22 protein-coding genes and 2 pseudogenes are annotated in these 26,789 nt (G+C 67.9%); 20 read left to right on the top strand and 4 right to left on the bottom strand.

Going from position 1 to position 26,789, the window contains the following annotated elements; genetic code table 11:
- The first annotated feature begins 42 nt into the window (after positions 1-42).
- The 12 genes and pseudogenes from FHP25_RS11170 (at position 43) to FHP25_RS11110 (ending at position 13,281) form a co-directional block, all read left to right on the top strand.
- A complete protein-coding gene (locus FHP25_RS11170; protein ID WP_147847004.1) occupies positions 43-1,275 on the top strand; it encodes an LLM class flavin-dependent oxidoreductase in 1,233 nt (410 codons plus the stop codon).
- A gap of 86 nt (positions 1,276-1,361) precedes the next feature.
- The gene (locus FHP25_RS11165) at positions 1,362-2,150 is read left to right on the top strand and encodes an alpha/beta fold hydrolase (RefSeq protein WP_147847003.1); all 789 of its coding nucleotides are present in this window, start codon (positions 1,362-1,364) and stop codon (positions 2,148-2,150) included.
- 139 nt (positions 2,151-2,289) lie between these two features.
- The gene (locus tag FHP25_RS11160; protein ID WP_147847002.1) at positions 2,290-3,246 is read left to right on the top strand and encodes a sugar-binding transcriptional regulator; all 957 of its coding nucleotides are present in this window, start codon (positions 2,290-2,292) and stop codon (positions 3,244-3,246) included.
- Between the two features lie 135 nt (positions 3,247-3,381).
- Positions 3,382-4,697, top strand: a pseudogene (locus tag FHP25_RS11155) (ABC transporter substrate-binding protein).
- Between the two features lie 107 nt (positions 4,698-4,804).
- Positions 4,805-5,677, top strand: coding sequence for a carbohydrate ABC transporter permease (locus FHP25_RS11150; protein ID WP_147847001.1), 873 nt, complete (start codon positions 4,805-4,807; stop codon positions 5,675-5,677).
- A 4-nt stretch (positions 5,678-5,681) separates the two neighbouring features.
- On the top strand, positions 5,682-6,512 hold the full coding sequence (locus tag FHP25_RS11145) for a carbohydrate ABC transporter permease (RefSeq protein WP_147847000.1): 831 nt from the start codon (positions 5,682-5,684) through the stop codon (positions 6,510-6,512).
- Positions 6,513-6,519: 7 nt separating this feature from the next.
- Positions 6,520-7,521 carry an ABC transporter ATP-binding protein gene (locus FHP25_RS11140; protein WP_147846999.1) on the top strand — a complete coding sequence of 334 codons (1,002 nt, stop codon included), beginning with the start codon at positions 6,520-6,522 and terminating at the stop codon, positions 7,519-7,521.
- Between the two features lie 70 nt (positions 7,522-7,591).
- Positions 7,592-7,852 (top strand): annotated as a pseudogene (locus FHP25_RS41825) (SDR family oxidoreductase); the annotation flags it as partial.
- A 46-nt stretch (positions 7,853-7,898) separates the two neighbouring features.
- Complete coding sequence (locus FHP25_RS11125) at positions 7,899-8,672, top strand: SDR family NAD(P)-dependent oxidoreductase (RefSeq protein WP_147846998.1); 774 nt, start codon at positions 7,899-7,901, stop codon at positions 8,670-8,672.
- Between the two features lie 16 nt (positions 8,673-8,688).
- The gene (locus FHP25_RS11120) at positions 8,689-10,356 is read left to right on the top strand and encodes an FGGY-family carbohydrate kinase (RefSeq protein WP_147846997.1); all 1,668 of its coding nucleotides are present in this window, start codon (positions 8,689-8,691) and stop codon (positions 10,354-10,356) included.
- A 12-nt stretch (positions 10,357-10,368) separates the two neighbouring features.
- Positions 10,369-11,373, top strand: a complete 1,005-nt coding sequence (locus FHP25_RS11115; RefSeq protein ID WP_147846996.1) for a carbohydrate kinase family protein — start codon at positions 10,369-10,371, stop codon at positions 11,371-11,373.
- A gap of 291 nt (positions 11,374-11,664) precedes the next feature.
- Positions 11,665-13,281: a DEAD/DEAH box helicase gene (locus FHP25_RS11110; protein ID WP_147846995.1), complete on the top strand. Its 1,617-nt coding sequence runs from the start codon at positions 11,665-11,667 to the stop codon at positions 13,279-13,281.
- A gap of 94 nt (positions 13,282-13,375) precedes the next feature.
- On the opposite strand, the gene FHP25_RS11105 is transcribed toward FHP25_RS11110, so the two are convergent.
- Positions 13,376-13,609, bottom strand: coding sequence for a hypothetical protein (locus FHP25_RS11105; protein ID WP_147846994.1), 234 nt, complete (start codon positions 13,607-13,609; stop codon positions 13,376-13,378).
- A 303-nt stretch (positions 13,610-13,912) separates the two neighbouring features.
- Here FHP25_RS11105 and trpD point away from each other — a divergent pair, with 303 nt between their 5' ends.
- The 5 genes from trpD (at position 13,913) to FHP25_RS11080 (ending at position 18,498) form a co-directional block, all read left to right on the top strand.
- Positions 13,913-14,953: an anthranilate phosphoribosyltransferase gene (gene trpD / locus FHP25_RS11100; protein ID WP_231712297.1), complete on the top strand. Its 1,041-nt coding sequence runs from the start codon at positions 13,913-13,915 to the stop codon at positions 14,951-14,953.
- Positions 14,954-15,057: 104 nt separating this feature from the next.
- Positions 15,058-15,900 (top strand): indole-3-glycerol phosphate synthase TrpC, encoded by an 843-nt coding sequence (gene trpC, locus FHP25_RS11095; RefSeq protein ID WP_147847085.1) that lies wholly within the window; start codon positions 15,058-15,060, stop codon positions 15,898-15,900.
- An 11-nt stretch (positions 15,901-15,911) separates the two neighbouring features.
- Positions 15,912-16,388: a cyclic pyranopterin monophosphate synthase MoaC gene (moaC, locus tag FHP25_RS11090; protein WP_147846992.1), complete on the top strand. Its 477-nt coding sequence runs from the start codon at positions 15,912-15,914 to the stop codon at positions 16,386-16,388.
- 14 nt (positions 16,389-16,402) lie between these two features.
- Complete coding sequence (locus tag FHP25_RS11085) at positions 16,403-17,620, top strand: molybdopterin molybdotransferase MoeA (protein WP_147846991.1); 1,218 nt, start codon at positions 16,403-16,405, stop codon at positions 17,618-17,620.
- A 116-nt stretch (positions 17,621-17,736) separates the two neighbouring features.
- Positions 17,737-18,498 carry a LexA family protein gene (locus FHP25_RS11080; RefSeq protein WP_147846990.1) on the top strand — a complete coding sequence of 254 codons (762 nt, stop codon included), beginning with the start codon at positions 17,737-17,739 and terminating at the stop codon, positions 18,496-18,498.
- On the opposite strand, the gene FHP25_RS11075 is transcribed toward FHP25_RS11080, so the two are convergent.
- Positions 18,483-20,711 (bottom strand): ComEC/Rec2 family competence protein, encoded by a 2,229-nt coding sequence (locus FHP25_RS11075; protein ID WP_178133457.1) that lies wholly within the window; start codon positions 20,709-20,711, stop codon positions 18,483-18,485. The two genes, FHP25_RS11080 and FHP25_RS11075, sit on opposite strands and share 16 nt — an antisense overlap.
- Before the next feature lie 148 nt (positions 20,712-20,859).
- Here FHP25_RS11075 and gltX point away from each other — a divergent pair, with 148 nt between their 5' ends.
- From gltX to FHP25_RS11060, 3 genes are all read left to right on the top strand, one after another.
- Positions 20,860-22,257 carry a glutamate--tRNA ligase gene (gene gltX, locus FHP25_RS11070; RefSeq protein WP_147846988.1) on the top strand — a complete coding sequence of 466 codons (1,398 nt, stop codon included), beginning with the start codon at positions 20,860-20,862 and terminating at the stop codon, positions 22,255-22,257.
- Positions 22,258-22,424: 167 nt separating this feature from the next.
- Positions 22,425-23,726, top strand: coding sequence for a citrate synthase (gene gltA / locus FHP25_RS11065; RefSeq protein WP_147846987.1), 1,302 nt, complete (start codon positions 22,425-22,427; stop codon positions 23,724-23,726).
- 29 nt (positions 23,727-23,755) lie between these two features.
- Positions 23,756-23,956, top strand: coding sequence for a hypothetical protein (locus tag FHP25_RS11060; RefSeq protein WP_147846986.1), 201 nt, complete (start codon positions 23,756-23,758; stop codon positions 23,954-23,956).
- A 9-nt stretch (positions 23,957-23,965) separates the two neighbouring features.
- On the opposite strand, the gene fabZ is transcribed toward FHP25_RS11060, so the two are convergent.
- Positions 23,966-24,445 carry a 3-hydroxyacyl-ACP dehydratase FabZ gene (gene fabZ / locus FHP25_RS11055; protein WP_147846985.1) on the bottom strand — a complete coding sequence of 160 codons (480 nt, stop codon included), beginning with the start codon at positions 24,443-24,445 and terminating at the stop codon, positions 23,966-23,968.
- Between the two features lie 31 nt (positions 24,446-24,476).
- Positions 24,477-26,747, bottom strand: coding sequence for an outer membrane protein assembly factor BamA (gene bamA / locus FHP25_RS11050; RefSeq protein WP_231712285.1), 2,271 nt, complete (start codon positions 26,745-26,747; stop codon positions 24,477-24,479).
- Between the last annotated feature and the right edge of the window lie 42 nt (positions 26,748-26,789).

The following is a 26,789-nucleotide window of genomic DNA, read 5'->3' as shown; positions in this document are numbered from 1 at the left end:
GCTAGGCTGCCGGCGAAAAACAATGCACCGCCGGAGGACGGGATGAAGTTCACCTGGTTCCACCTGATGCCGTGGCCGCATCTGCCGGACGATTTCCGCGAGAAATATCGTTCGGTGTGGGTCGACATCCCGACGACGCTCTACGACGCCAAGCGCGGCCACCAGATCTATCACGACTACCTCGATCAGCTCGAGTTCGCCGAGAAGATGGGCTTCGACGCGCTGGGCGTGAACGAGCACCACGCCAACGCCTACGGCCTGATGCCGTCGCCCAACATCATGGCGGCGGCGCTGGCACGGCGCACGTCGAAGGCAGCGGTGATGGTGCTGGGCGACTCGATCGCGCTTTACAACCCGCCGATCCGCGTGGCCGAGGAGTTCGCCATGCTCGACGTGATCACCGGCGGTCGGCTGGTGGCCGGCTTCCCGGTCGGCACGTCGATGGACACCAACTACGCCTACGGCCAGATCCCGGCGCTGACGCGCGAGAAGTACGCCGAGGCGCACGAGCTGATCATGAAGGCGTGGCGCGAGGACGAGCCGTTCGCGTTCAACGGCCGCTACACGCAGCTGCGCTACGTCAATTGCTGGCCCAAGCCGATCCAGCGGCCGCGGCCGCCGATCTTCATCCCCGGTGGCGGATCGCTGGAGACCTACGATTTCTGCCTCGAGTTCGACTACACCTACTGCTACCTCAGCTACTCGGGCTATCTGCGCGCCAAGCAGCTGATGGACGGCTACTGGGAGCGCGTCGCCAAGAGCGGCAAGGACGACAGCCCCTATCGCGGCGGCTTCGCGCAGGTGATCTGCGTCGCCGACACCGATGCCGAAGCCGAGCGGCTGTACGCGCCGCACGTCCACTATTTCTACAATCGCTGCCTGCATGTCTATCCGGGCTTCGCCGACGCGCCCGGCTACCGCACGATCAAGACGCTGCAGGCCAACATGATCACGCAGCTCACCCAGGCGCAGCTGCGCAACTATCCGACGCTCACCTGGAAGGATCTCGTCGACCAGGGCTACGTCATCGCCGGCTCGCCGCAGACGGTCTACGACCGCATGGTCGACCTCGCCAAGACGCTGCGCGTGGGCAACATCTTCGCCCTGTTCCAGGTCGGCGACATGCCGGGCGACAAGGTGCGGCACTCCACGCAGCTCTTCGCCGAGAAGGTGATGCCGCGCCTGAAGGCCGAGATGTTCCCGGAGTGGCGCAACGAGGACCGCTTCTGGATCAAGCCGATGCAGGATTCCGAGCGCCGGCTGGCCGCGGAATAGGACATGTCGTGGCTTGGTGTCATCCCGGGCACGGCGCGGGATGACACAGGCTGCCCACTCAACAGTCACAGCTTCCCGAGCACACCATGCCTCTCTCCTCCCGTCTGATCGACGTCGCCGGCGGCCGCGCCAAGGTTCGCGTGTATGAAGGCGGCGACGGCCCGCCCCTGCTGTTCCTGCACGGCGCCGGCGGCCTGATGCGCGACGATCCGTTCCTGGCCGCGCTGGCGACGCGCTATCGCGTGCATGCGCCCCTGCTGCCAGGCTACGAGGACTCCACCGGCGAGGAGCGGCTGCGCACGATGCTCGACATCGCGCTGCACGCCTACGACGTGTCCGACGCGCTGGGGCTCGCCAAGCCGCTGGTCTGCGGCCTGTCGATGGGCGGCATGATCGCGGCCGAGATGGCGGCGCTGGCGCCCAACGAGATCGAGCGGCTGTGCCTCGTCGCCTCGGCCGGCCTGTGGCTGGCGCAGCACCCGCTGCCCGACCTGTTCGCGATGCTGCCGCAGGAGCTGCCGGGCTATCTCTTCCATGACGTCGAGCGCGGCAGCAAGCTGATGGCGCCGGGCGGTGACCTCAACGACATCAAGTTCCTGGCCGACTTCATGGTGATGAACGCCCGCCGCCTGGGCATGGCCGGCAAGATGCTGTTCCCGATCCCCGACCGCGGCCTGTCGGACCGGCTCTACCGCATCAAGGCGCGCACGCTGATCGTGTGGGGCGAGAACGACAGGCTGATCCCGCTGCCCTATGCCGAAGCATTCCGCAGCGCCCTCGCCGACGCAAGAGTCGTGACGATCCCACAGGCCGGGCACCTGGTCGGCCACGAGAAGCCCGACGAGGTGCTGCGCGCGCTTGCGACGCTGAACTGAGGCCGCGCCGGCCGGCCACCTGTCATCCCGCGCCGCGCTCGGGATGACAGGACGCTACCAATTTCGAGCGAATGTTCATACAATGAGCAATTGATCGCCCTATCGCTTCAGCAGGACGGGCACGCGACAGGCGGTGGCCATGGAACTGTCCGATAGCGAAAAGTTGCGCCTCGACAATGCCGCCCGCGCCGGCTGGCTCTATTTCATCGCCGGCAAGACCCAGGACGAGATCGCCCGGGTGCTGAATGTGTCGCGCCCCACCGCCCAGCGCCTGGTGTCGCTGTGCCTGGCGGAGCGCCTCATCACCTTCCGCCTGGAGCATCCGATCGCCGCCTGCATGGAGCTGGCCACACGGCTGACCAATACGTTCGAGCTGCGCCTTTGCGAGGTCGTCCCGAGCGATCCGGCCTCACCGGCCTCCACGGCCGGCATCGCCGAGCGGGCCGCCGCCGTCCTGGAATCGATCCTGCGCCGCAAGAAGCCGGCCATCATCGGCATCGGCACCGGGCGCGCCATGCGCGCCTCGGTCGAGCAGCTGCCATCCATGGATTGCCCGAACCATCAGCTGGTGTCGCTGGTGGGCAACATTTCCCCCGACGGCTCCGCCAGCCTGTTCGATACGATCGGCCGGTTCGCCGACCTGACCAAGGCGCGCCACTATCCCATGCCGCTGCCGGTCTTCGTCTCGTCCAAGGCGGAGCGCGCCCAGCTGCTGAAGATCAACTCCGTCATGCGGGTGCACGCGATGGCGGAGCAGGCCGACCTGCGGCTCGTCGGGGTCGGGCAGCTCGATCAGGGCGCGCAGCTGCATGTCGACGGCTTCATCTCGCGCGAGGAGCTGCTGGAGCTCATGCGCCTGGGCGCCGTCGGCGAGCTGACCGGCTGGGCTTTCGACGCGCAGGGCCAGATCATCGACGGCGGCACCAACCTGCGGGTCACGAGCGTGCCCCATTGCGTATCGGACACCATGCTCACGGTCGGCGCAGCCCTGGGACCCTCCAAGGTCGTCGCCATGCGCGCGGCATTGAAAGGCCGCATGCTGAACGGCCTCATCACCGACGAAGCGACCGCCCGGGCCCTGCTGGCGGCGAGTTGATCATCTGCCCCGGCACGCAGCTTCCGCACGCCTGAATGCGGTTGACAGGCCGCGTCCAGGGTGTGAGCGATATGATCGCGCCTTGAGCATATGCTCTCTAATGAGCAATGTCTCAACTCGAGGCCGGGAGGAAACATGAGAACCACCGTTGGAGTCCTTCTGGGCTCCGTTGCCCTGTTGGCCGCCACGACCACGGCGTCGGCGCAGACCGCATTGACGATCGCCACCGTCAACAATGGCGACATGATCCGCATGCAGGGTCTCACGAGCGACTTCACTGCCAAGAATCCGGGCATCACGGTGAAATGGGTCACGCTCGAGGAGAACGTGCTGCGCCAGCGCGTGACCACGGACATCGCGACCAAGGGCGGCCAGTTCGACGTCCTGACCATCGGCACCTACGAGGTGCCGATCTGGGCCAAGCAGAAATGGCTCGTCCCGCTCGACAAGCTCGGCGCCGACTATGACGTGGACGATCTGCTGCCGAAGATCCGCGCCGCGGTCTCCGCCAACGGGAAGCTCTACGCCGCACCGTTCTACGGCGAGAGCTCGATGATCATGTACCGCACCGACCTGTTCGCCAAGGCCGGGCTCAACATGCCCGAGAAGCCGACCTGGGACTTCGTGATCGACGCCGCGAAGAAGCTGACCGACAAGACGGCCGAGGTCTACGGCATCTGCCTGCGCGGCAAGGCCGGCTGGGGTGAGAACATGGCGTTCCTGACCGCTATGGCCAACTCGTTCGGCGCACGCCTGTTCGACGAGAAGTGGCAGCCGCAGTTCAGCGGTCCGGAGTGGAAGAAGACGCTCGTCACCTATGTCGATCTCATGAAGGCGGCCGGCCCGCCGGGCGCCAGCTCCAACGGCTTCAACGAGAACCTGGCGCTGTTCAACGCCGGCAAGTGCGCCATGTGGATCGATGCCACGGTCGCGGCGTCCTTCGTGACCAACCCGAAGGAATCGAAGGTCGCCGACAAGGTGGGCTTCGCCCTGGCGCCCAACACCGGCCTGGGCAAGAACGCCAACTGGCTCTGGGCCTGGAGCCTCGCCATTCCCGCCGGCTCGAAGAAGGTCGAGGCCGCCGAGAAGTTCATCGGCTGGGCCACGAGCAAGAGCTACACCGAGCTCGTCGCCGCCAAGGAAGGCTGGGCCAACGTGCCGCCGGGCACGCGCACGTCGCTGTACCGCAACGCCGACTACCTCAAGGCGGCGCCGTTCGCGAAGCTGACCCTGGCGTCGATCGACTCGGCCGATCCCAACAATCCGGCGGTGAAGCCGGTGCCGTATGTGGGCATCCAGTATGCCGCGATCCCCGAGTTCCAGGGCATCGGCACGCGGTAGGGCAGCAGTTCTCCGCGGCGCTGTCGGGGTCGACAACGGTCGATGCCGCCCTGTCGGCGGCCCAGTCGGCGACCGAACGCGAGATGAAGCGCGCCGGCTACCTCAAATAGCCGCGCGCCTCGAGCGGTGCCGGAGCCTGTCGCGCTTCGGCACCGCCGCACGGTAGACGCGGCTGCGTCGAATAGCCTCCCGATCCAGGCAAGGGAGCCACAGATCCATGGCCACTCAGCAAGCGCGCACGCTTGGCCGGCTCATGCTGTCGCCGACGATCATCCTGCTGTTCGTCTGGATGATCGTCCCGCTGGCGATGACGATCTATTTCTCGGCCCTGAACTACAACCTGCTCAACCCCGGCATGGAGAATTTCGCCGGCCTCGACAACTACTACTACTTCCTCACCGATCCCGCCTTCCTCGCCGCCTTCAGGAACACGCTGGTGCTGGTCGGATCGGTGCTGGCCATCACGGTCGTCTTCGGCATCCTCATCGCCCTGCTTCTCGACCAGCCCATCCTGGGTCGCAACGTCGTGCGCCTGATGGTGATCGGCCCGTTCTTCATCATGCCGACGGTCAGCGCGCTGGTCTGGAAGAACCTCCTGATGCACCCGGTCTCCGGCCTCTTCGCCTGGATCGCGACCTCCCTCGGCCTGGAGCCGATCGACTGGTTCGCCGAGGCGCCGATGTTCGCCATCATCCTGATCGTCTCCTGGCAGTGGCTGCCGTTCGCGACCTTGATCCTGCTGACGGCGCTGCAGTCGCTTGACGCCGAGCAGCGCGAAGCGGCCGAAATGGACGGCGCCCGCTCGCTCTCGACGTTCCTCTACATCACGCTGCCGCATCTGGCGCGGCCGATCACGGTGGTGATCCTGATCGAGACCATCTTCCTGCTGTCGGTGTTTGCCGACATCTTCGTGACCACAGGCGGCGGCCCCGGCCTGCAGACGACGAACATCGCGTTCCTGATCTACTCGCAGGCGCTGATGCACTATGACGTCGGCACGGCATCGGCCGGCGGCCTGGTCGCCGTGGTCGTCGCCAACATCCTGGCCTTCTTCCTCGTCCGCATCGTCGGCCGCAACCTGGAGGCCTGACGCCATGGCCCGACGCGTCGCGGTAGCGCACACGGTCACGGCCACGGTCGCCGCCTGGATCGTGGGCTTCGTGATCTTCTTCCCGATCCTGTGGATGGCGATCACCAGCTTCAAGACCGAGCTGGAAGCGTTCAACACGCCGCCCTCGTTCCTGCTCTTCCAGTGGACGACCGAGAACTACGCCACCGTCCAGGAGCGCAGCAACTACCTGCACCATGCGCCGAACTCGATCATCATCGCCGGCGGCTCGACCTTGGTTGCCATGGTGATCGCGATCCCCGCAGCCTGGTCGATGGCCTTCGTGCCGTCGCGGCGCACGCGCGATATTCTGCTGTGGATCCTGTCGACCAAGATGATGCCGGCGGTCGGCGTCCTGGTCCCGATCTATCTCATCTTCCGCGACCTGGCGCTGCTCGATAGCCGCATCGGGCTGCTCTGCATCCTCTGCCTCAGCAACCTGCCGATCGTCGTGTGGATGCTGTTCACCTACTTCAAGGAAATCCCCAAGGACATCCTGGAGGCATCGCGCATGGACGGCGCCACGATCGGCCGCGAGCTCGTCTACGTGCTGACGCCGATGGCGGTGCCGGGCATCGCCTCGACGATCCTGCTCAACGTCATCCTGGCGTGGAACGAGGCGTTCTGGACGCTCAACCTGTCGACCTCGGAAGCCGCGCCGCTCACGGTGTTCATCGCCTCGTACTCCAGCCCCGAAGGGCTGTTCTGGGCCAAGCTGTCCGCCGCCTCCACGCTCGCCATCGCGCCCATCCTGGTCCTCGGCTGGTTCACCCAGCGGCAGCTTGTCCGTGGACTGACCTTCGGCGCCGTCAAATAGGTTCGCCATGGGAAGCATCACCCTGCAGGACGTGCGCAAGGCCTTCGGCCCCCACGTCGTCATTCCCGGAGCCAATCTCCAGATCGAGGACGGATCCTTCGTCGTGTTCGTCGGCGCCTCGGGCTGCGGCAAGACCACGCTGCTGCGGATGATCGCCGGCCTCGAGGACGTCACCAGCGGCCGCATCATGATCGACGGCGCCAATGTCGTGGACGTGCCGCCGGCCAGGCGCGGCCTGTCCATGGTGTTCCAGTCCTACGCCCTCTACCCGCACATGAGCGTGCGGGGCAACATCGCGTTCGGGCTCAAGATGGCCGGCCTGCCGCGGCCGGAAATCGACCGCAAGGTCGACGCCGCTGCTGCCATCCTCAATCTCACGAGCTACCTCGACCGCAAGCCGCGCGAGCTCTCCGGCGGCCAGCGCCAGCGGGTGGCGATCGGACGGGCGATCGTGCGTGAGCCGAAGGCGTTCCTGTTCGACGAGCCGCTATCCAACCTCGACGCCGCCCTGCGCGTGCAGATGCGGCAGGAAGTGACCCGCCTGCAGCGGCAGCTCAAGACCACCGCCATCTACGTCACCCACGATCAGGTCGAAGCCATGACGATGGCGGATCGAATCGTGGTGCTCAACGCCGGCAGCATCGAGCAATACGGAACGCCGCTGGAGCTCTACGAGCGGCCGGCCAACCTGTTTGTCGCCGGCTTCATCGGCTCGCCGCGCATGAACATGATCGAGCGCGAGACGGAACAGCACCGGGGCGCGGCCACCATCGGCGTCCGGCCCGAGCACATGACGGTCAGCCGCGACGGCGACGGCTGGAGCGGAACCGTCCGCGCCGCCGAGCATCTGGGCAGCGACACGTTCCTCTACGTCGACACGCCCGAAATCGGCAGCATCACGGTGCGCTGTGTCGGCGAGCTCGGCCTTGGCGAGGGTGACAGCGTGCGGCTGCGGCCCGATCCGACGCGCATCCACCGCTTCGACAAGAGCGGGACGGCCATCCGATGAGCAAGCTCGCCGGCAAGGTCGCCGTCGTGACCGGCGGCGCCCGCGGCATCGGCGCCGCCATCGCGCAGCGCTACGCCGCCGGATCAACGTCAACAGCATCGCGCCCCGCGTCGTCGACACGCCCATGTGGACCGAGGTCGATGCGCTCTTCGCCCGATACGAGGGGCGTCCGCCGGGTGAGAAGAAGCGGCTGGTCGGCGCCGCGGTGCCGTACGGCCGCATGGGATATCCCGAGGACCATGCCGGTGCGGCCGTCTTCCTGGCCTCGGCCGAGGCCGATTACGTCGTCGCCCAGACCATCAACGTCGATGGCGGCAACTGGATGAGCTGACCGGGGCTCCGCCGAGAATCCTCAATCCGCATGCGAGGGACGTGCCATGTACCTGGACCTGTTCAAGCTCGATGGCCGCGTCGCGCTTGTCACCGGCGGCGGCGGCGCCATAGGGCTGGCCTGCGTGGAGGCGCTCGCCGACGCCGGGGCCAAGGTGATCATCGCTGATCGCGACCGGGCGCTGGCGGAGCAAGGCCGCGCCGTCCTCCAGGCCAAGGGACATGACCCCGAGGTCGTCGCCATGGATGTGACGCTGCCGTCGCAGGTCGCCGAGGTCGCCGCCGATGTCGTGGCGCATCACGGCAGGATCGACATCCTGGTCAACAACGCCGGCATCGCCCGCAGCGAAACGCCGGCCGAGACCGTGACCGACGAGCACTGGCTCAATGTTCTCGACGTCAATCTCAACGGCACGTTCTGGTGCTGCCGCGCATTCGGCCGGCACATGTTGGCCGCGAAGTCCGGCGTCATCGTCAATGTCGGCTCGATGTCCGGCTTCATCGTCAACAAGCCGCAGGAGCAGAGCTACTACAACGCATCCAAGGCCGCCGTTCATCACCTCACCAAGTCGCTCGCCGCCGAATGGGCAAGCCGCGGCGTGCGCGTCAACGCCGTGGCCCCCACCTATATCGCCACGCCGCTCAATGAATTCGTCAAATCCAAGCCGGCCATGTACGATGCCTGGATCGGCGGCACACCCATGGGCCGCCTCGGCGACGTGCGGGAGATCGCGTCCGTGGTGCTGTTCCTTGCCTCCGATGCCGCCAGCCTGATGACCGGCAGCGTCGTCCTCGCCGACGGCGGCTACACGTGCTGGTAGCCCCGAGCCCGATGATATGAGCGGCGCGGCGCGGCGTGCCTTCATCGGCGTCGACGTCGGCACCACGTACGCCCGCGCCGGCATCTTCGACGCCCACGGTACCTTGCTGGCGACCGCGCGTCATCCGATCACCACGTGGCACGAGGCCGGCGGCATTTTCGAGCAGTCGTCCTCGGATATCTGGAACGCCTGTGCGCTGGCTGTCCGGACGGCCATGAAAACCGCGGCGCTGCCGCCATCCGCCGTCAATGGCATCGGCTTCGACGCCACCTGCTCCCTGGTCGCGCTCGATCCTGCCGGCCAGCCGCTGACCATCAGCCGATCCGGCGATCCGTCGCACAACGTCATCGTCTGGATGGACCATCGCGCGACGGCCGAGGCACGGCACATCACCGAAACCGGCGACGACGTGCTGCGCTATGTCGGCGGCATCATCTCACCCGAGATGCAGTCGCCCAAGCTGCTGTGGCTGAAGCGGCACCTCCCGGCGACCTATGAGGCGGCCGGGCATTTCTTCGATCTTGCCGACTATCTGTCGTTTCGTGCCACCGGCAGCACGGCGCGCTCGATGTGCACGGTGACATGCAAATGGACCTATCTCGCGCATGAACGGCGCTGGAGCGACGCCTATTTCGAGCGGATCGGCCTCGGCGCGCTGACCGCCGACGGCTATCGGAAAATCGGCCGCGAGATCGTCGAGCCCGGCACGGCGCTGGGACGCGGCCTGACCAGCAGCGCCGCCGCGGATTTCGGCCTGATGACCGGCACGCCTGTGGGCGCATCGCTGATCGATGCGCATGCCGGCGGCATAGGCACCGTGGGCAGCGCCGATCCGTCCGGTGAGCCGGCCACCGCGATTGATCGGCTGGCGTACATCATGGGCACGTCCGCCTGCATCATGGCGACGACCGCCCAGGCTCAGTTCGTGCCGGGGGTCTGGGGACCATACTTCTCGGCCATGGTTCCCGGTCTGTGGCTCATCGAGGGCGGCCAATCCGCGGCCGGCGCCGGCATCGACCATCTCGTGCGATCACACCCCGCCTACCCCGAGGCCGCTGCCGCCGCGCGCGCTGCCAACCTGGACATTCTCGACTTCCTGGAACGGCGCCTGGCAGCACGCTGCGGCTCGCCGGGTGACGCCGCCTTGCTGGCGCGCGACATCCACGTGCTGCCCGAGTTCCTGGGCAATCGCTCACCGCATGCCGACCCCGATGTGCGCGCCATCATCGCCGGCCTCGATCTCGACAACGACATCGAGAGCCTCGAGCGCCTGTTCGTGGCCGGGCTGTGCGGTCTTGCCTATGGGCTGGCGGAAGTGGTCGACGCCATGGGCGCGCAAGGGGTTCGTTGCGGCATGATGGTGATCAGCGGCGGCGCAAGCCGCAGCCCCCTGGTCAGACAGATCATAGCCGACACGACCGGCTTGACCGTCGCCCTGCCGGCGACGGCGGAGCCGGTCCTGCTCGGTGCCTCGATGCTGGGCGCTGTTGCCGGTGCGGCCCACCCGTCGATCCCGCACGCCATGCGTGCCATGTCCCGTCTCGGGCCATCGACGTCTCCCACGGCACCAGGCCTGGCGCGCTATCACGCCGCGAAGCGACAGGCCTATCAGCTGCTGCGGCAGCTCGACCGGCAGGGCCGCGCGGTCATGGCAGGCTTCGCCGCCGACAACCTCGGCGGCTGACGGGAGCGTGCCGTGCTCCTGAGCTGCGGTGATGCGTTGATCGATTTCATGCCCGCGAGCACCGGTGACGGGCGTGATGCATACATCCCGGTTGTCGGCGGCTCCTGCCTCAACGTCGCGGTGACCATGGCTCGCCTCGGCGCTCCCACCGGGCTGATGGGAGGCATCTCGACCGACCTGTTCGGGCAGATGATCGCCGATCATGCACAGCGATCGGGCGTCGACCTGCGCTACGCGACCCGCAGTCCGCATGAAACCACGCTCGCTTTCGTGCATTTCATCGCCGGCGAGCCGCACTACGTCTTCTACGATGACGGCACGGCGGCACAACGCTGGACCTACCGATCCGGCGCGATCGACTTCACGACGATCGACGCGCTGCATGTCGGATCGACGACGCTTGTCAACGAACCGGCATCGACGGAAACGCTGACGATGGTCGATGACGCACGCGGCTCGACCACGGTCTCGTTCGACCCCAATTGCCGACCCAACCTCGTGCGCGACAAGGCGCTCTACGCCGCCCGCATGGACTCATTCGCTAAGCGTGCGCACATCGTGCGCATGTCGGATGTCGACTTCGATTTTCTCTATGGCGGCGACGACCATGAGTCCAAGGCCGCGGCGCTCATGGAGGATGGCGCCAGCCTGGTCGTGATCACGCGCGGCGAGCGCGGGACTTCGGCCTGGCATCGCAGCGCCGGACGAGTCGACGTGGCGACGCCACCCGCCCGCGTCGTCGACACGGTCGGCGCCGGTGACAGCTTCCAGGGTTCGCTGCTGATGGCGTTGCGTGAAATCAACCGGATCGCCCCCGATGCGCTCGCCACGATAAGCACGAATGAGCTGCACCGGGCACTGACATTCGCGGCCGCGTGTGCCGCCGTCACCTGCAGCCGCAGTGGCGCCAACCCGCCACACCGCCACGAGCTCGATGTGGGCCTGTTCGAGGCCCTGCTCGGCGATAGCCCTTCACCGTCTAGCGAGCCACGGATGCCTCCGCACCGTGGCGTATAGCCGGTATGCCATGCGTCGATGCGTGGTTGACATCCGATATCAAAACCCGCATATCGTTCGCCATCAAACGTTTACGCGTTTGACCTCTTCTCGCGGTAACGCGCCTCGCCCGCTTCGAGCCGGCATATCAGCGCGCTGCTGAGACCTCCCAGAACCCGCCGTCGCGAGCCAAGGGTTTGAATGCGGACCGTCCGCGCGCGCCCAGACGTGCGTCGCGATTGCGCGCCCGCGATGCCCTCACGCCCCCGTTTGCGGGCCGGGCATGTCTGTTTGGAAAGAAACATCACAACAATGACTTCGTTCACCGACCTCCAGCTTGCCGAGCCCCTCTCGCGCGCGCTGGCCGCCGATGGCTACGAGACCCCTACCCCGATTCAGCAGAAGGCGATCCCGCCGCTGCTCGCCGGCAGCGACCTGCTGGGCATCGCCCAGACCGGCACCGGCAAGACCGCGGCCTTCGCGCTGCCGATCCTGCACCGCCTGGCGGCGGCGCGCCGGCGGCCGGCCGGCCGCACCTGCCGCGCGCTGATCCTGGCGCCGACGCGCGAGCTGGCGCTGCAGATCGCCGAGAGCTTCAACCGTTACGGCCGCTTCCTGCCGCTGCGTGTGGCATGCGTCTTCGGCGGCGTCAGCGAACGGCCGCAGATCCAGGCGCTGCAGCCCGGCGTCGACATCCTGGTGGCGACACCGGGCCGCCTGCTCGACCTGATCGGCCAGCGCGCCGTGTCCCTGGGCGAGCTCGAGGTGTTCGTCCTCGATGAAGCCGACCGCATGCTGGACATGGGCTTCATCCACGACGTGCGCCGCATCGTGCGCACACTGCCGGCGGCGCGCCAGACGGCCCTGCTGTCGGCCACCATGCCGGCCGACATCGCCACCCTGGCACGCGACCTGCTGCGCGAGCCGGTGAGGATCGAGGTGACTCCGCCGGCCACCACCGTCGAGCGCATCGCCCAGCAGGTGATGTTCGTTGACACCGCCAAGAAGCGCGAGCTGCTGGTCCACCTGCTGCAGGACTCGTCAATCCGCCGCGCGCTGGTCTTCACCCGCACCAAGCACAGCGCCAACAAGGTCTCCGAGGCCCTGGACAAGGCTGCGGTGCCGTCCGCCGCCATCCACGGCAACAAGTCCCAGGGCGCCCGCCAGAAGGCGCTGGCGCAGTTCAAGGAAGGCCGGCTGCGCGTGCTGGTGGCCACCGACATCGCGGCCCGCGGCATCGATATCGACGACGTCACGCACGTCTTCAACTTCGACCTGCCCAACGAGCCCGAGAGCTACGTGCACCGCATCGGCCGCACGGCGCGCGCCGGCGCCGACGGCGCGGCGATCGCGTTCTGCGATGCCGGCGAAGCCGGCTATCTGCGCGACATCGAGCGCACCACGCGCCAGAAGATACCGGTGTCGACCGACCATCCGTTCCACCACGCCGGCATCGCCAACGGCAGTGTCACGGCGCCGCCGCCGGCCAGCCTGCAGGGTCGCCGCACCCATGGCGGTGGCGGTGGCGGCGGCCATGGCGGGCGACGCAGCGAGCATCCCGGCCGCGGGCAGCGGGGCCATGGCGCCGGTGGGCGCAACGAGTCGCCGCGACACGAGGACCGGTCGACGCGCCATCTTCATCGCGGTGGTGATGGCACGCGTGGCGGCGCCGACCCGGCCAGCCGCAATCATCCTACGCCCAAGCGGGAACGCCCGGCCCATGCCGACAGCCGGCGCGACGGTGCCCGCCACAACGACGACGGCGCGCGCGCGCATGGGCCGCGCGGCGAGCGACGCCACAGCCATGGCAAAGGGCATCCGGGCGCTGACGGCGCGTCGCGGGCGTCCGGACCTGCGCGCGGGCCGTCGCGGCCGCGTGGCGACTCCTGGATGCGGTCCCTGAGCAGCCACGGTGGCGACGGCCGCTAGGCCTTCGCACGGAAGATCCTGGGGCACAGCCGGGCTCAGCCCGCCCGGCGACCCCAGGTGATGCGCATTGGCGTGCTGATCTGGTCGGCTGGACTCACCCCTCCACCAAGCCAATGCGGGTCTCGATCCGGGTGAGCCGGTCGCCGATATTGTCCATGCGCAGCGACTGCGTTGCCCAATCCTGGTGCAGGTCGGCGGTGAGCCGCTCCAGCCGGCCAAGCCGCTGGATGATCTCGCGCTGCCCCACCTCCATTCGGGCGATGCCGTCCAGCGCTTTCTGGACCATCACCTGGAGGAGTTCGAGCGAGGGTTCGGGCACGGCGGTCATTCTCCGATTATAGTGGGTTGATGGAAGGTGGTCACGTCTCGCCGCTCCACGCAGTCAGATGATCACTGGCTGCTCAACACGACAACGCTACTCGCGCAGGGCCCGCTTTTTCGGTCATCGGATCACTGCGACCTTTCAATTCGCCTTAAATTCCTATTAGTAGATTCTATGATACATAGAACTAATCTATAGTTGTATTTTAGGCTCCCTGCCCTGTTCGGATGCGCTGGTCGACTTGCCCCGGCACAGTGGCTATAGCTGCCTCGGACGTGATTTCCCGAGGGCGGTGTGGTGAGCGGAGACATCGACGAATTCCGGCAGCTTCTGGCCAAGGTCGGCACCGGCGCCGGTCTGACGCGGCCCGAGGCCGAGCGCGCCTTCGACATCATGACCGCAGGCAACGCCACGCCGGCCCAGATGGGCGCCTTCCTGATGGCGCTGCGCGTGCGCGGCGAGACGGCCGACGAGCTGGCCGGCGGCGCCGCCGTGCTGCGCGCCAAGGTGCTGCGGGTCAACGCCCCGCCGGGCGCCATCGACATCGTGGGCACCGGCGGCGACCATCACGGCACCTACAACGTGTCGAGCGCCTCGGCGCTGGTGGTCGCCGGCTGCGGCGTGCCGGTGGCCAAGCATGGCAATCGCGCCTTCACCTCCAAGTCGGGAGCCGGCGACGTGCTGGGCGCCCTGGGCGTCGGCCTCGAGCTGCCGGTGGAGACCCTCGAGCAATCGTTGCGGGAGGCTGGGATCTGCTTCCTGATGGCGCCACGCCACCACAGCGCCATGCGCAACGTCGCCGGCCCTCGGGTCGAGCTGGCGCCAACCCGCACCATCTTCAACATGCTGGGCCCGCTGTCGAACCCGGCCCTGGTGCGCCGCCAGCTGGTCGGCGTCTATGACCGCAAATGGGTGCGGCCGGTCGCCGAAGCCCTGGGCCAGCTCGGGCTCGAGCGCGCGCTGGTCGTGCACGGCGCCGACGGGATGGACGAGATCACGACCACGACCACCACGTTCGCCGCCGAGATGATGTCGCACGACGGCGGCCGCGTCACGATCCGCGAGCTCGAGATCACACCCGAGGAAGCCGGCCTGCCGCGCGCGACCCTGGAGCAGCTCAAGGGCCGAGACCCGGCCTACAACGCGGCGGCGATCCGCGGCGTGCTGAGCGGCGAGAAGAGCGCCTTCCGCGACATCGTGCTGCTCAATGCCGGCGCCGCCCTGACCGTGGCCGGCAAGGCCTCGACCATCAAGGACGGCGCCGCCATGGCCGCCCAGGCCATCGCCTCGGGCAAGGCCAAAGCCGCGCTCGACAAGCTGATCGCGATCTGCGGTGCGGCCAAGGGATAGATAGCGGACCGGCGGCGCATCGCGTAGACCATGGGCAGCGCCCCTGACAGCGGCCAGATCGGCAAGGACCCCAGGCAATGCCCGCAGACGCCACCACCCTGCAGATGATCGCCGGCTTCGCCGCCACCGGCACCGCGCTTGACCGCATCAACGCCGACAAGGCGGCGCTGGTTCAGCGGCGCAAGGCGGAGCGGCCGCTGGCGGCGGTGGAGGCTGATGCGCGCCGTGCCGAAGCGCCCCGCGGCTTCGGCGCCGCGTTGCAGGCGGCGGCGGATGGCGGGCGCTACGGGCTGATCGCCGAGATCAAGAAGGCCTCGCCATCCAAGGGCCTGATCCGGGCCGACTTCGATCCCCCGGCGCTGGCGGCTGCCTACGCATCGGGCGGCGCCACCTGCCTGTCGGTGCTGACCGACACGCCCTACTTCCAGGGCAATGACGCCTATCTCGTAGCCGCCCGCGCCGCCGCGCCGACGCTGCCGGCGTTGCGCAAGGACTTCATGCTCGACCCCTACCAGGTCGTCGAAAGCCGTGCATTGGGCGCCGATTGCATCCTGCTGATTATGGCCTGCCTCGACGAGGCGCTGGCGCGCGAGCTGTGCTGCCTGGCGCGGCGCTGGGACATGGACGTGCTGGCGGAGGTGCATGACGCGGCCGAGCTGGAGCGTGCGCTCGCCCTCGACACCAAGCTGATCGGCATCAACAACCGCAATCTCAAGACGCTGCAGGTCGACCTCGGCACGACCGAGGCGCTGGCGCGCGCAATCCCGCGCGACCGCCTGCTGATCTGCGAGAGCGGCCTGGACAGCGCCGCGGATCTCGCCCGCATGGCGCGGGTCGGCGCCCGCTGCTTCCTCATCGGCGAAAGCTTCATGCGCAAGCAGGACGTCGCGGCCGCCGTGCGCGCCATGCTCGCCGACCCGCTGCCGCTGGCGGACGCCGCGGGATGACGGAGGCTGCCATGGCCGAGCTGACCCATTTCGACGTCGAAGGCAATGCGCGCATGGTCGATGTCGGCGACAAGGCCGAGACCGAGCGGCTGGCCACGGCACGCGCCACCGTGACCATGCGTCCCGACACCCTGAAGCTGATCCAGGACAAGGTGGTCAAGAAAGGCGACGTGCTCGCCGTGGCGCAGCTCGCCGGCATCATGGCCGCCAAGCGCACGCCCGACCTGATCCCGCTCTGCCATCCGCTGGCGCTGACGTCGGTGCAGGTGACCTTGCGCTGCGACGCAGCGCGCGCTGCCGTCGACATCGAGGCCACCTGCAAGCTGACGGGCCGGACGGGAGTCGAGATGGAGGCGCTGACGGCGGCCTCGGTCGCGGCGCTGACCGTGTACGACATGTGCAAATCAGTCGACCGCGGCATGACCATCACCGACCTGCGGCTGGTCCGCAAGTCGGGCGGCAAATCCGGCACTTACGAAGCGCAGTAGGACGAGGTTCGCGCATGCTCACGGTAGACGAGGCGCTGGCCCGGATCGTGGCGCGGCACGCGCCGCTGCCGGCAGAAACGGTGTCCATCGCGGACGCCGCCGGACGTGTGCTGGCGGCACCCGTCGTGGCCCGGCTCGACCAGCCGTTCGCCGACCTGTCGGCGATGGACGGCTACGCCGTGCGCGCCGTCGATTGCGGCAGGCTGCCGGCCACGCTGCACGTGGTGGGACAGGCGCCCGCTGGCGGCGCCTATGCGGGGACGCTGGGCGCCGGCGAAGCGGTCCGCATCTTCACCGGCGGGCCCGTGCCGGCCGGCGCCGACACGATCGTGATTCAGGAGAACACCAAGGTCGAGACGGCCGGCACCGTCACGATCCTCGAGGGGGCTCAGCCGGGGCGGCATATCCGCCGACGCGGGCTTGATTTCGCAGCCGGCACTGTCGGGATCGAGACCGGCCGCCGCCTTGCGCCGCGCGACGTCGCCTTGGCGGCGGCGATGAACACGCCGTGGCTGTCGGTGCACCGGCGGCCGCGCATCGGCATCCTCGCGACGGGCGACGAGCTCGTCATGCCGGGCGAGCCGGTGGGGCCGAACCAGATCCTCTCGTCATCCGCGCTGGCGGTGGCCGCTCTCGTGCGCGGCTGGGGCGGCGAGGCGATCCTGCTGGGCATCGCGCGCGACACGCACGAGGACATCGGGACGCGCATCAGCGCCGGCTTGTCGTGCGACCTGCTGGTGACGCTGGGCGGTGCCTCCGTCGGCGAGCATGACCTCGTCCAGGACGCGCTCAAGGCGCAGGGTTTCGACCTCGATTTCTGGCGCATCGCGATGCGCCCGGGCAAGCCGCTGATGTTCGCCGAGCGTGCGGCGCAGACGGCGCTGGGATTGCCGGGCAATCCGGTATCGACCATGGTCTGCGCCCTACTGTTCCTCAAGCCGGCCATCGAGCGCCTGTCGGGCCTGCCCGGCAGCCCCGTTGCGACGCGGCGCGCCGTGCTCGGCAGCGATGTCGCGGCCAACGACACGCGCCAGGACTATGTGCGCTGCCGGCTCGGCCGCGACGGCAGCGGCCTGCCGGTCGTGACCCCGTTCAGCGTGCAGGACAGCTCGATGCTGTCCTTCCTCGCCCATGCCGACGGCCTGCTGGTGCGGCCGGCGCATGATGCGGCGCGCATCGCCGGCAGCGCGGTCGAAATCATCGATTTTGCCGATCTCGGCGGCACTTTCTGAGCGAATAAGCCCCTCCAGTTTGTAAGCCCTTGCTATTTGTCATGAACTAAACTAGAACATGGCGCCTGTTCTGGTTTTATTCCAGATGAGGCGGTGCATCAGGAGCGAGGGCCAACGTGCTGACCCGCAAACAGTATGAGTTGCTCGTTTTCATCAACAAGCGGCTCAACGAAGATGGCGTATCGCCTTCATTCGATGAGATGAAAGAAGCGCTGCGGTTGCGTTCCAAGTCGGGCATTCATCGCCTGATCACCGGCCTGGAGGAGCGCGGTTTCCTGCGCCGCCTGCCGCACCGGGCCCGCGCCTTGCAGGTGGTGAAGCTGCCGGAAGCGGCGGCCGTGCCGCACATGCCGGATCCAGCCTTCGTCCCCGCCGCCGGCCGTGCCGCCGCCAATATCGGGATGCGCGAACCAGGCTCGACTTTCGTGCCGCAGGTGATCAAGGGCGATTTCCGCCCCAACCTGCCGGGCGTGCTGGTGCCGGCAAACGAGGCTGCGGCACTGTCGCTGCCGCTTTACGGCAAGATCGCCGCCGGCACGCCGATCGAGGCGCTGCGCGACAACACCACGACGATCGACGTGCCGGTGTCGCTGCTGGGCCAGGGCGCGCACTACTGCCTCCAGGTCGAGGGCGACTCGATGATCGAGGCCGGGATCAACGACGGCGACATCGCCATCATCAAGAGCGGCGACACGGCCGACAACGGCAGCATCGTGGTGGCTCTGATCGACGACGCCGAAGCGACCCTGAAGCGCTTGCGGCGCAAGGGTGCCTCGATCGCGCTCGAGCCGGCCAATGCCCGCTACGAGACCCGGATCTTCGGACCGGACCGGGTCAAGGTGCAGGGCCGCATGGTCGGCCTCTACCGCAAGTTCTGATTGCGGCGCGGACGTTCCTCGCGGCGTCCCGGCGATCCTCTCCGATCATTCCCGGTTTCGGCCGGCCGCGGCCGCGTTTCCGGCTTGGGCACCCAGGGACGCTCGCCGCGGGCTTGCCGGGTGCTTTCAATCCGCAGGTCGCCATCGTCCTGCAGCCAGACTGCGTGAGCGCCGTTGCGCCAGATGTCGAACCGGTCGACGACCTGACGCACGGCCGGACAGCGCCGGCGCACCGGCACCAGCGACAGGATCATATCGACGGCATCGCAATCGTCGACCAGGGCATCGACCTTGCTGACGATGGCGATGCGCCGGCCGTCACGGCGGTAGATGCAGCCCAGCGCGTCGCAGCGCAGCCGGCCGTCGGCGCTTTCGGTGCCGACCGGCCACAGGCCGGCCTGCTCGACACCGGCGCGGCGGACCCAGCTCTCCCCCGTGAAACGCTCGATGCGGCCCGACGACAGCAGCATGCCGCCATCGGCCGTGCGCACGCCGACCAGCCGGGCATCGCCGCTCACCAGGATGTCCGGCGGCCGGTGCAGCGGCCCCAGCGCCATCGCCAGGGCCACGGGCGCCAGCCCCCACCAGCGCCACGACGTGCGCCACAGGCACAGCCACAGGCCGCCCAGTGTCAGCAGCCACAGCGATGCGCCCGGCATCGCCGGTGTCATCGTCGCGGCCGCCGGCCACGACGCGGCCTCGCGCGCCACCCACATGATGGCGTCGATGCCCCAGCCCATCGGCACCAGCGCCAGGGCCTCGCCACCGAACGGCAGCAGCAGGAGCGCCGCCAGCCCCCAGGGCATGACCCAAATCCCGGTCAGCGGCACGGCGAGGAGGTTGGCCAGGATCCCGACCAGGCTGAGCCGGTTGAAGTGGTAGGCCGAGAACCCCGCCGTGGCGATGCTGGCGACCAGGGTGGTGAACAGCGAGGCCGCCACATAGCCACCGACGCGCCCCGGGAAAGTCGGCGCCTGCCCTGCCTCGCGGCGGACCTGCCATGGCCGCCAGGCTTCCCAGGCCGCGACCAGGCCGACGACGGCCGCGAACGACAACTGGAAGCTGGCGCCGACCAGGCTCTCCGGCAGCAGCAGCAGGATCACCACCGCGGCCCAGCAGACCAGGCGCATCGTCAGCGCCGTGCGGTCTGTCAGGACCGCCAGCAGCACGATGGCCAGCATCAGGAACGACCGCTGGGCGGGCACCGGCGCGCCGGCCAGCATCGTGTAGAACAACGCGCCGAGCACGCCGGCCAGCGCCGCCCACTTCTTGATCGGATAGCGCAGCGCCAGGCGTGGCACGGCGGCCAGGCCGTAGCGCACCAGCCCCATCACCAGCAGCGCCGCGAAGCTGATATGCAGGCCCGAGATCGACAGCAGGTGCGCCAGGCCCGAGTCGCGCATGGCCTGCATCGTGTCCTTGGAAATGCCGCTCTGATCGCCCGCGACCAGCGCCGCTGCCAGGGCACCGGCATCGCCCGGCAGCACCGCCACGAGCCGCGCCGATAGCCGGCGGCGCAGCTCGTCGATCCACATGATGATGCCCGACGGCTGCCCCGCCTGGATGATTGTGGGCCTGCCCACGGCGTAGCCGACCGCCCCGATGCGCGCGAACCAGGCGAAACGCTGGAAGTCGAAGGCGCCGGGCGCCGCCGGGCCGGGCGGCGGCGACAGGGCCGCGACCAGGGTGATGCGATCGCCCGTGGCCAGGCGCTCGCCACCGCCCCGGGTCAGCGACACGCGCACCCGCGCCGGCGTCTCCTCGCGCCGCAGGCCGCGCAGCACGACATCGTCGAGCACCAGGCGCCGGCCGCCCGGCAGCAGCGTGACCTCCACCACCCGGCCTTCCACCGCCGCCGGTCCATAGGCGCGGGCCAGCACCGGCGCCGCCATCTGCGCGGTGCGCCATGTCGCCACGCCGAAGCCGGCGCCGAAGGCGATGACGGCAAGCGCCAACGGCCTGACCGGCATGCCGGCCATGGCCGACCATGCCAGCAGGACGCCGAGGCCGACGATGGCGACGCCTACCCATTGCGGGGGCTCGACCGGCAGCTCGAAGTACAGGGCGATGCCGCTGCCCAGCAGCACCGGCAACCACAAGACCCAGCGCTCTCGCTCGGCTTCCAGGCGCCGCCGCATGACGGCAAGCGCGCGCGCCGGGAGTCCGGCCACGGGCCCGGGCGACGGCGATGCCGCGATATCGACGATCCCCACGACCGTGCTGAAGCAGCCCCCCTGGCGCCATGCCGGCGGTTTGACTGACAGGGCGCGATTCTTATGCTACCCCGCCCTTTGTGACCAAAGCGGGGCCGACATGGCGCAAGCCACGATGTTTTGCGTGCCCCGACAACCGCCTGGACCCATGACTGTCGTTACCCGCTTCGCTCCTTCGCCCACGGGCTTCCTGCATATCGGCGGCGCCCGCACGGCGCTGTTCAACTGGCTCTACGCCCGCCACCACGGCGGCACGTACCTGCTGCGGATCGAAGATACTGACCGGCAGCGATCGACCAAGGCGGCGATCGACGCGATCGTGGACGGGCTCTCCTGGCTTGGCCTCGATTGGGACGGCGACGTCGTCCACCAGTTCGACCGCGCCGCGCGTCACGCCGAGATCGCCCACCAGCTTCTGGCGGAGGGCAAAGCCTATCGTTGCTACGCCTCGCCCGAGGAGCTCGAGCAGATGCGTGAGCAGGCACGGCGCGAGAGCCGGCCTATGCGCTACGACGGCCGCTGGCGCGACCGCGACCCCAAGGAGGCGCCGCCGGGCGTGAAGCCGGTGGTCCGGCTCAAGGCGCCGCAGAGCGGCGAGCGCACGATCGTGGATCGCGTCCTGGGATCGGTCACGCTGCAGAACAACCAGCTCGACGACATGGTCCTGCTGCGCTCGGACGGCACGCCGGTCTACATGCTGTCGGTGGTGGTCGACGACCACGACATGGGCATCACACATGTGATCCGCGGCGCCGATCACCACACCAACACCTTCCGCCAGGTGCAGCTCTACGAGGCGCTGGGTTGGCCGGTGCCGGAATTCGCGCACCTGCCGCTGATCCACGGGCCGGACGGCGCCAAGCTGTCCAAGCGGCACGGCGCCCTGGGCGTCGACGCCTACCGCGACATGGGCTTCCTGCCGGCGGCGCTGCGCAACTATCTGCTGCGCCTGGGCTGGAGCCACGGCGACGACGAGATCATCTCGACCGAGCAGGCCGTCGCCTGGTTCGACCTCGAGCATGTCGGCCCCTCGCCCGCGCGCTTCGATTTCGCCAAGCTGACGAACCTCAATGCGCATTATCTGCGCGAGACGCCGGATGCCGAGCTGCTGCCGCTGGTGCTGCCGGCCATCGAGGCGGCTGTCGGCGGCGCGCTCAGCGACACGGCCCGCGATCGGGTCACGCGCGGCATGAGCGGTGTCAAGCAGCGCTCGCGGACCCTTGTCGAGCTCGTGGCCGGGCTCGCGTTCTATGCGCGCACCGGCGCGCCAGCGCCCGACGAGAAGGCTGCCGCGATCCTGACGAAGGATGCCAAGGCGCTGCTGGCGGGTGCCGCCGGGGCGCTGGAGCCGGCCTCGTGGGCCGAGCCCGATCTGGAAGCGGCGATCAAATCCTACGCCGAGCGCAACGGCGTCAAGCTCGGCCAGGTCGCGCAGCCGCTGCGCGTGGCCCTGACCGGCTCAACGGTTTCGCCAGGGATCTTCGAGGTGCTGGCGATCCTGGGACGCGAGGAATCGCTGTCGCGGCTGCGTCAGGCGGCGGCCTGACGCGTCGAGCGTGTCAGCACGCCTGACAGAATTGCGCCCGCCGAACGGGCTTGTTAGGGTGCTGACGATTTCCGGGGCGATGCGGGGAAACGGATGCGTTCCGACGATGGTCGGGGGAGCCAATCCCTGTGCCGCGCCAAGGCCGGTATTGCACAGCAGGTGACGCCATGAGCAGCAACAGGTCCGTTACGCTTACCGATGATACGAGCGGCAAGAACTGGAAGTTCCCGGTTCTCGCCGGCTCGACGGGCCCGGATGTCATCGACGTACGGAAGCTCTACGGTGACACCGGCATGTTCACCTACGACCCGGGTTTCACGTCGACCGGCTCGTGCGAATCGAAGATCACGTATATCGACGGCGACCAGGGCATCCTGCTGCATCGCGGCTACAACATCGCCGATCTGGCCGAGCGCAGCGACTTCATGGAGGTGGCCTACCTGCTGCTCAACGGCGAGCTGCCGACGGCCGACGAGAAGGCCGAGTTCATCCACACGATCAGCCGGCACACGATGGTGCACGAGCAGATCACGACCTTCTATCGCGGCTTCCGCCGCGACGCGCATCCCATGGCCGTCTGCTGCGGCGTCGTGGGCGCGCTGTCGGCCTTCTATCACGACTCGCTGGATATCAATGACCCGCAGCAGCGGATGATCGCCTCGCATCGGCTGATCGCCAAGATGCCGACCATCGCCGCGATGGCCTACAAGTACTCGGTCGGCCAGCCCTTCATGTATCCGCAGAACAACCTCAGCTACGCCGGCAACTTCCTGCGCATGATGTTCGGCGTACCGGCCGAGGAATACGTGATGAACCCGGTCATCGAGAAGGCGATGGACCGGATCCTGATGCTGCATGCCGACCACGAGCAGAACGCCTCGACCTCGACGGTGCGCCTGGCCGGCTCGTCGGGCGCCAATCCGTTCGCCTGCATCGCCGCCGGCATCGCCTCGCTGTGGGGGCCCAGCCACGGCGGCGCCAACGAGGCCGTGCTCAACATGCTGCAGCACATCGGTGACAAGAAGAACATCCCGGCGTTCCTGTCGCGGGTGAAGGACAAGAACGACCACACCCGGCTGATGGGCTTTGGCCATCGCGTCTACAAGAACTACGACCCGCGCGCCACGGTGATGCGCAAGACCTGCCACGAGGTGCTGGCCTCGCTGGGCATCAAGGGCGACCCGCTGCTCGACCTGGCCATGGAGATGGAGCAGATCGCGCTCAAGGACGACTACTTCGTCTCCAAGAAGCTCTACCCCAACGTCGACTTCTACTCGGGCATCATCTTCCGGGCGATCGGCATCCCCGTCACCATGTTCACCGTGCTGTTCGCGGTCGCCCGCACCACCGGCTGGATCGCCCAGTGGCGCGAGATGATCGAGGATCCGCAATCCAAGATCGGCCGCCCGCGGCAGCTCTACACCGGCCTCACGGAACGCCCCTACGTGCCCATTCACGCCCGTAAATGACCCGGGCCCGGGCCACGGGCGGGCGGGCGATGAGCGCCAACAAGCCTCGTTCCAAGGGTCCTGCCGGCGGCGACGGCCGCCGGCAGGATGGTTTCCGCCGGTCGACCGTGGTGCGGGTCCCGGCGCCGGCCAACGACAACGGGCCGGCCTATGCGCGTAGCGCACGCCTTCTCGTCCGCCTGCTGCTGGTGCTGGCAGGCGTCGCGGTCCTGGTGGCCCTGATCAGATAGAAGCGCGGTTCAGCGCCCGCGGATCATCGCGGCAAAGGTCGCCTCGGCGGCGATGTTGCCATCGACGATCGCCTTGCCGGAGAACTTCCAGACGTTCTGTCGGCTCTGCAGCTTCTGGACATGCACTTCGACACGATCGCCCGGCACCACGGGGCGGCGGAAGCGCGCGCCATCGATCGACATGAAGTAGACGAGCTTGCCTTCGGCATCGGCGCCCATCGTCGCGACCACCACGACGCCGGCGGTCTGGGCCATGGACTCGACGATCAGGACGCCCGGCATGACCGGCTCGGTCGGGAAATGGCCTTGGAAGAACGGCTCGTTGATCGAGACGTTCTTGATCCCGATCGCGCCCTCGCCCAGCCGCAGGTTGATGACCCGATCGACCAGGAGCATCGGGTAGCGATGCGGAATCATCTCCATGATGCGGCGGACCTCGAGCGTGTCGATGGTCATGCCTTCAGCTGCCTTTGTTTCTGTTGCGCTCATGTCTGCATCCAGGAGCTTTGACCCGGGACCGCTACAGTCGGGTGCCGAAGCTAAACCGGAACCTCTCCGTCTTGTCGAACTTCTCTTTCTGGATCGGAATACCGTAGTCGATGCGGATCGGCCCGAACGGCGAGACCCACTGCAGCCCGATGCCCGCCGACACGCGCAGCGCGCTGGAGTCCTGCACGGAAGGATCCTTCTCCTCCGCGCCCCACAGGCTGCCGGCATCGACGAAGGCCTTACCCAGGATCCCGAGCTCGCGCGGCAACCCGATGGGGAAGCTGAGCTCGGCGGTCCCGACATAATAGTACTTGCCGCCCAGCGCGTCGCCACCGCTATGCGGGCCGACGCCGCCCGTGCGGAACCCGCGGAAGTTGTCGCCGCCGAGGAAGTAGCGGTTGGCGATCTTCAGATCGTCATTGATCGGCTGCACGACGCCGCCCTGGGCCTGCAGCGAGAGCACGACCTCGCTGAAGACTTCATAGTACCACTGGCCCTCGATCCGGTTGCGTACGTAGTGCTCGGTGCCGCCCAGGCCGCCAATGTCCAGCGCATAGCGCAGGACCCAGCCTTTGGTGGGATTCAAGCGGTTGTCGCGCGTATCCCAGGCCACCACCGTGCCGATCTCGGACGTCCAGGTCTTGCCTTCCTGCGCCTTGATCAGGGGCGAGGCGTTGTCGCCGACGTTCTTGATGACGTCGCGCCGCAACGTGTACTTCACGCTCTGGCGTGTATTCTCGGAGATGCTCCATCCGGCGCGCAGCGCGAAGCCCAGCGTGCTCTCGTCGTAGGAGCTGGTCTTCTGGTTGTCGCGGGTGATGCGAAAGATATCGAAGCCCGCCGAGACGTTGCGGTCGAGGAAATAAGGCTCGGTGAAGCCAAGGTCGATCTGCGTGCTCTTGGTGCCCAGCGACAGGCCGAGGCGCAGGTCCTGGCCGCGGCCGAGCAGGTTGCGCTCACGTACCGAGATGTCGCCCAGGATGCCCGAGGATGTCGAGTAGCCGGCGCCAATCGAGATCTCGCCCGTGCTCTGCTCGACGACATTGACCTCGATGATGGTCTTGTCCGCCGCCGATCCCGGCTGGTTGGAGACGTCGACCTTCTCGAAGAAGCCCAGGTTCTGCAGGCGCTGCTGCGAGCGGCGCAGCTTGGCGGTGTTGAACGCGTCGCCCTCGCCCAGGCGGAACTCGCGGCGGATGACCTTGTCCAGGGTGCGCGTGTTGCCGGTGATGTTGATGCGCTCGACGTAGACCCGCGGCCCCTCCTGGATGTCGTAGTCGACATCGATCGTCAGGGTGTCCTTGTTGCGCCGGATGTTGGGCCGCACGTCGACGAAGGCGTAGCCCAGGGTGCCGACGGCCTCGGCGATGGCGGTGATCGTCTTCTCCACCTGGTCGGCGTCATACCAGTCGCCTTCCCGGGTCGTGACCAGCGCCTTCGCCGCCTCGACATCCAGCCCTTCGAAGCGCGTCGTGACGTCGATCTTGCCGAACTTGTAGCGATCGCCTTCCGCGATCGTGAAGGTGACGTAGAAGCCGTCGCGGTCCGGTGCCAGCTCGGCGACGGCCGACACGACACGGAAGTCGGCATAGCCCTCCGAGAGGTAGAACTTGCGCAGCAGCTCCTTGTCGTAGTTCAGGCGGTCGGGATCGTAGCGGTCGTCGGACGTGAAGAGGCGATACCACGCCGACTCGGTGGTGCGGATCTTCTCGCGCAGCGTGCCGTCGCTGAAATGCTCGTTGCCGACGAACGTGATGCGGCGGATGCCGGTCGTGGCGCCTTCGTCGATCTCGAAGACGAGGTCGACGCGGTTCTGGTCGAGCTTGATGACCTTGGGCTCGATGCGGGCGTTGAACTTGCCGGCGCGGCGATAGACCTCGACCAAGCGGCTGACGTCCGACTGCACCTTGGCCTGCGTGAAGACCGTGCGCGGCTTGGTCTGGATCTCCTGCTTGAGCTGTTCGTCGTCGAGCTTCTTGTTACCTTCGAAAGCGACGCGGTTGATGATCGGGTTCTCGACCACCTTGACGACCAGCCTGGAGCCATCCTGCTGCAGCACGACATCGCTGAACAGACCTGTGCCGAACAGGGCCTTGAGCGACCGGTCGGCGGCTTCCGGGTCGTACGGCTGGCCTTCGCGCAACGCGATGTACGAGCGGATGGTCTCCAGCTCGACGCGGCTGTTACCCTGGACCACGATGCTCGTGATGACTCCGCCACGCTGGGCCACTGCCGGTGGGGCGGCAGCGACGGCGCAGGCGGCACAAAGGGCGATGACGCCCATAAAGCGTTTCAGACGCAACAAAGCTCCCCCTGCCCCGTCGGGGTCGTTTTCGATCTGACA

The organism is Vineibacter terrae, from assembly GCF_008039615.1.
GTDB lineage: Bacteria > Pseudomonadota > Alphaproteobacteria > Reyranellales > Reyranellaceae > Vineibacter > Vineibacter terrae.
The sequence above is the reverse complement of the archived record's forward strand: the minus strand, read 5'-3'. Positions and strand labels throughout refer to the sequence as shown.

Excerpts from the sequence above, each read along its gene's own strand:
- fabZ (WP_147846985.1), bottom strand. The coding sequence starts at position 24,445 with ATGAGCGCAACAGAAACAAAGGCAGCTGAAGGCATGACCATCGACACG.
- FHP25_RS11165 (WP_147847003.1), top strand. The coding sequence starts at position 1,362 with ATGCCTCTCTCCTCCCGTCTGATCGACGTCGCCGGCGGCCGCGCCAAG.
- FHP25_RS11170 (WP_147847004.1), top strand. The coding sequence starts at position 43 with ATGAAGTTCACCTGGTTCCACCTGATGCCGTGGCCGCATCTGCCGGAC.
- FHP25_RS11120 (WP_147846997.1), top strand. The coding sequence starts at position 8,689 with ATGAGCGGCGCGGCGCGGCGTGCCTTCATCGGCGTCGACGTCGGCACC.
- FHP25_RS11125 (WP_147846998.1), top strand. The coding sequence starts at position 7,899 with ATGTACCTGGACCTGTTCAAGCTCGATGGCCGCGTCGCGCTTGTCACC.
- trpC (WP_147847085.1), top strand. The coding sequence starts at position 15,058 with ATGATCGCCGGCTTCGCCGCCACCGGCACCGCGCTTGACCGCATCAAC.
- FHP25_RS11110 (WP_147846995.1), top strand. The coding sequence starts at position 11,665 with ATGACTTCGTTCACCGACCTCCAGCTTGCCGAGCCCCTCTCGCGCGCG.
- FHP25_RS11150 (WP_147847001.1), top strand. The coding sequence starts at position 4,805 with ATGGCCACTCAGCAAGCGCGCACGCTTGGCCGGCTCATGCTGTCGCCG.
- FHP25_RS11160 (WP_147847002.1), top strand. The coding sequence starts at position 2,290 with ATGGAACTGTCCGATAGCGAAAAGTTGCGCCTCGACAATGCCGCCCGC.
- FHP25_RS11085 (WP_147846991.1), top strand. The coding sequence starts at position 16,403 with ATGCTCACGGTAGACGAGGCGCTGGCCCGGATCGTGGCGCGGCACGCG.
- gltA (WP_147846987.1), top strand. The coding sequence starts at position 22,425 with ATGAGCAGCAACAGGTCCGTTACGCTTACCGATGATACGAGCGGCAAG.
- moaC (WP_147846992.1), top strand. The coding sequence starts at position 15,912 with ATGGCCGAGCTGACCCATTTCGACGTCGAAGGCAATGCGCGCATGGTC.
- FHP25_RS11105 (WP_147846994.1), bottom strand. The coding sequence starts at position 13,609 with ATGACCGCCGTGCCCGAACCCTCGCTCGAACTCCTCCAGGTGATGGTC.
- FHP25_RS11060 (WP_147846986.1), top strand. The coding sequence starts at position 23,756 with ATGAGCGCCAACAAGCCTCGTTCCAAGGGTCCTGCCGGCGGCGACGGC.
- FHP25_RS11140 (WP_147846999.1), top strand. The coding sequence starts at position 6,520 with ATGGGAAGCATCACCCTGCAGGACGTGCGCAAGGCCTTCGGCCCCCAC.
- FHP25_RS11145 (WP_147847000.1), top strand. The coding sequence starts at position 5,682 with ATGGCCCGACGCGTCGCGGTAGCGCACACGGTCACGGCCACGGTCGCC.
- gltX (WP_147846988.1), top strand. The coding sequence starts at position 20,860 with ATGACTGTCGTTACCCGCTTCGCTCCTTCGCCCACGGGCTTCCTGCAT.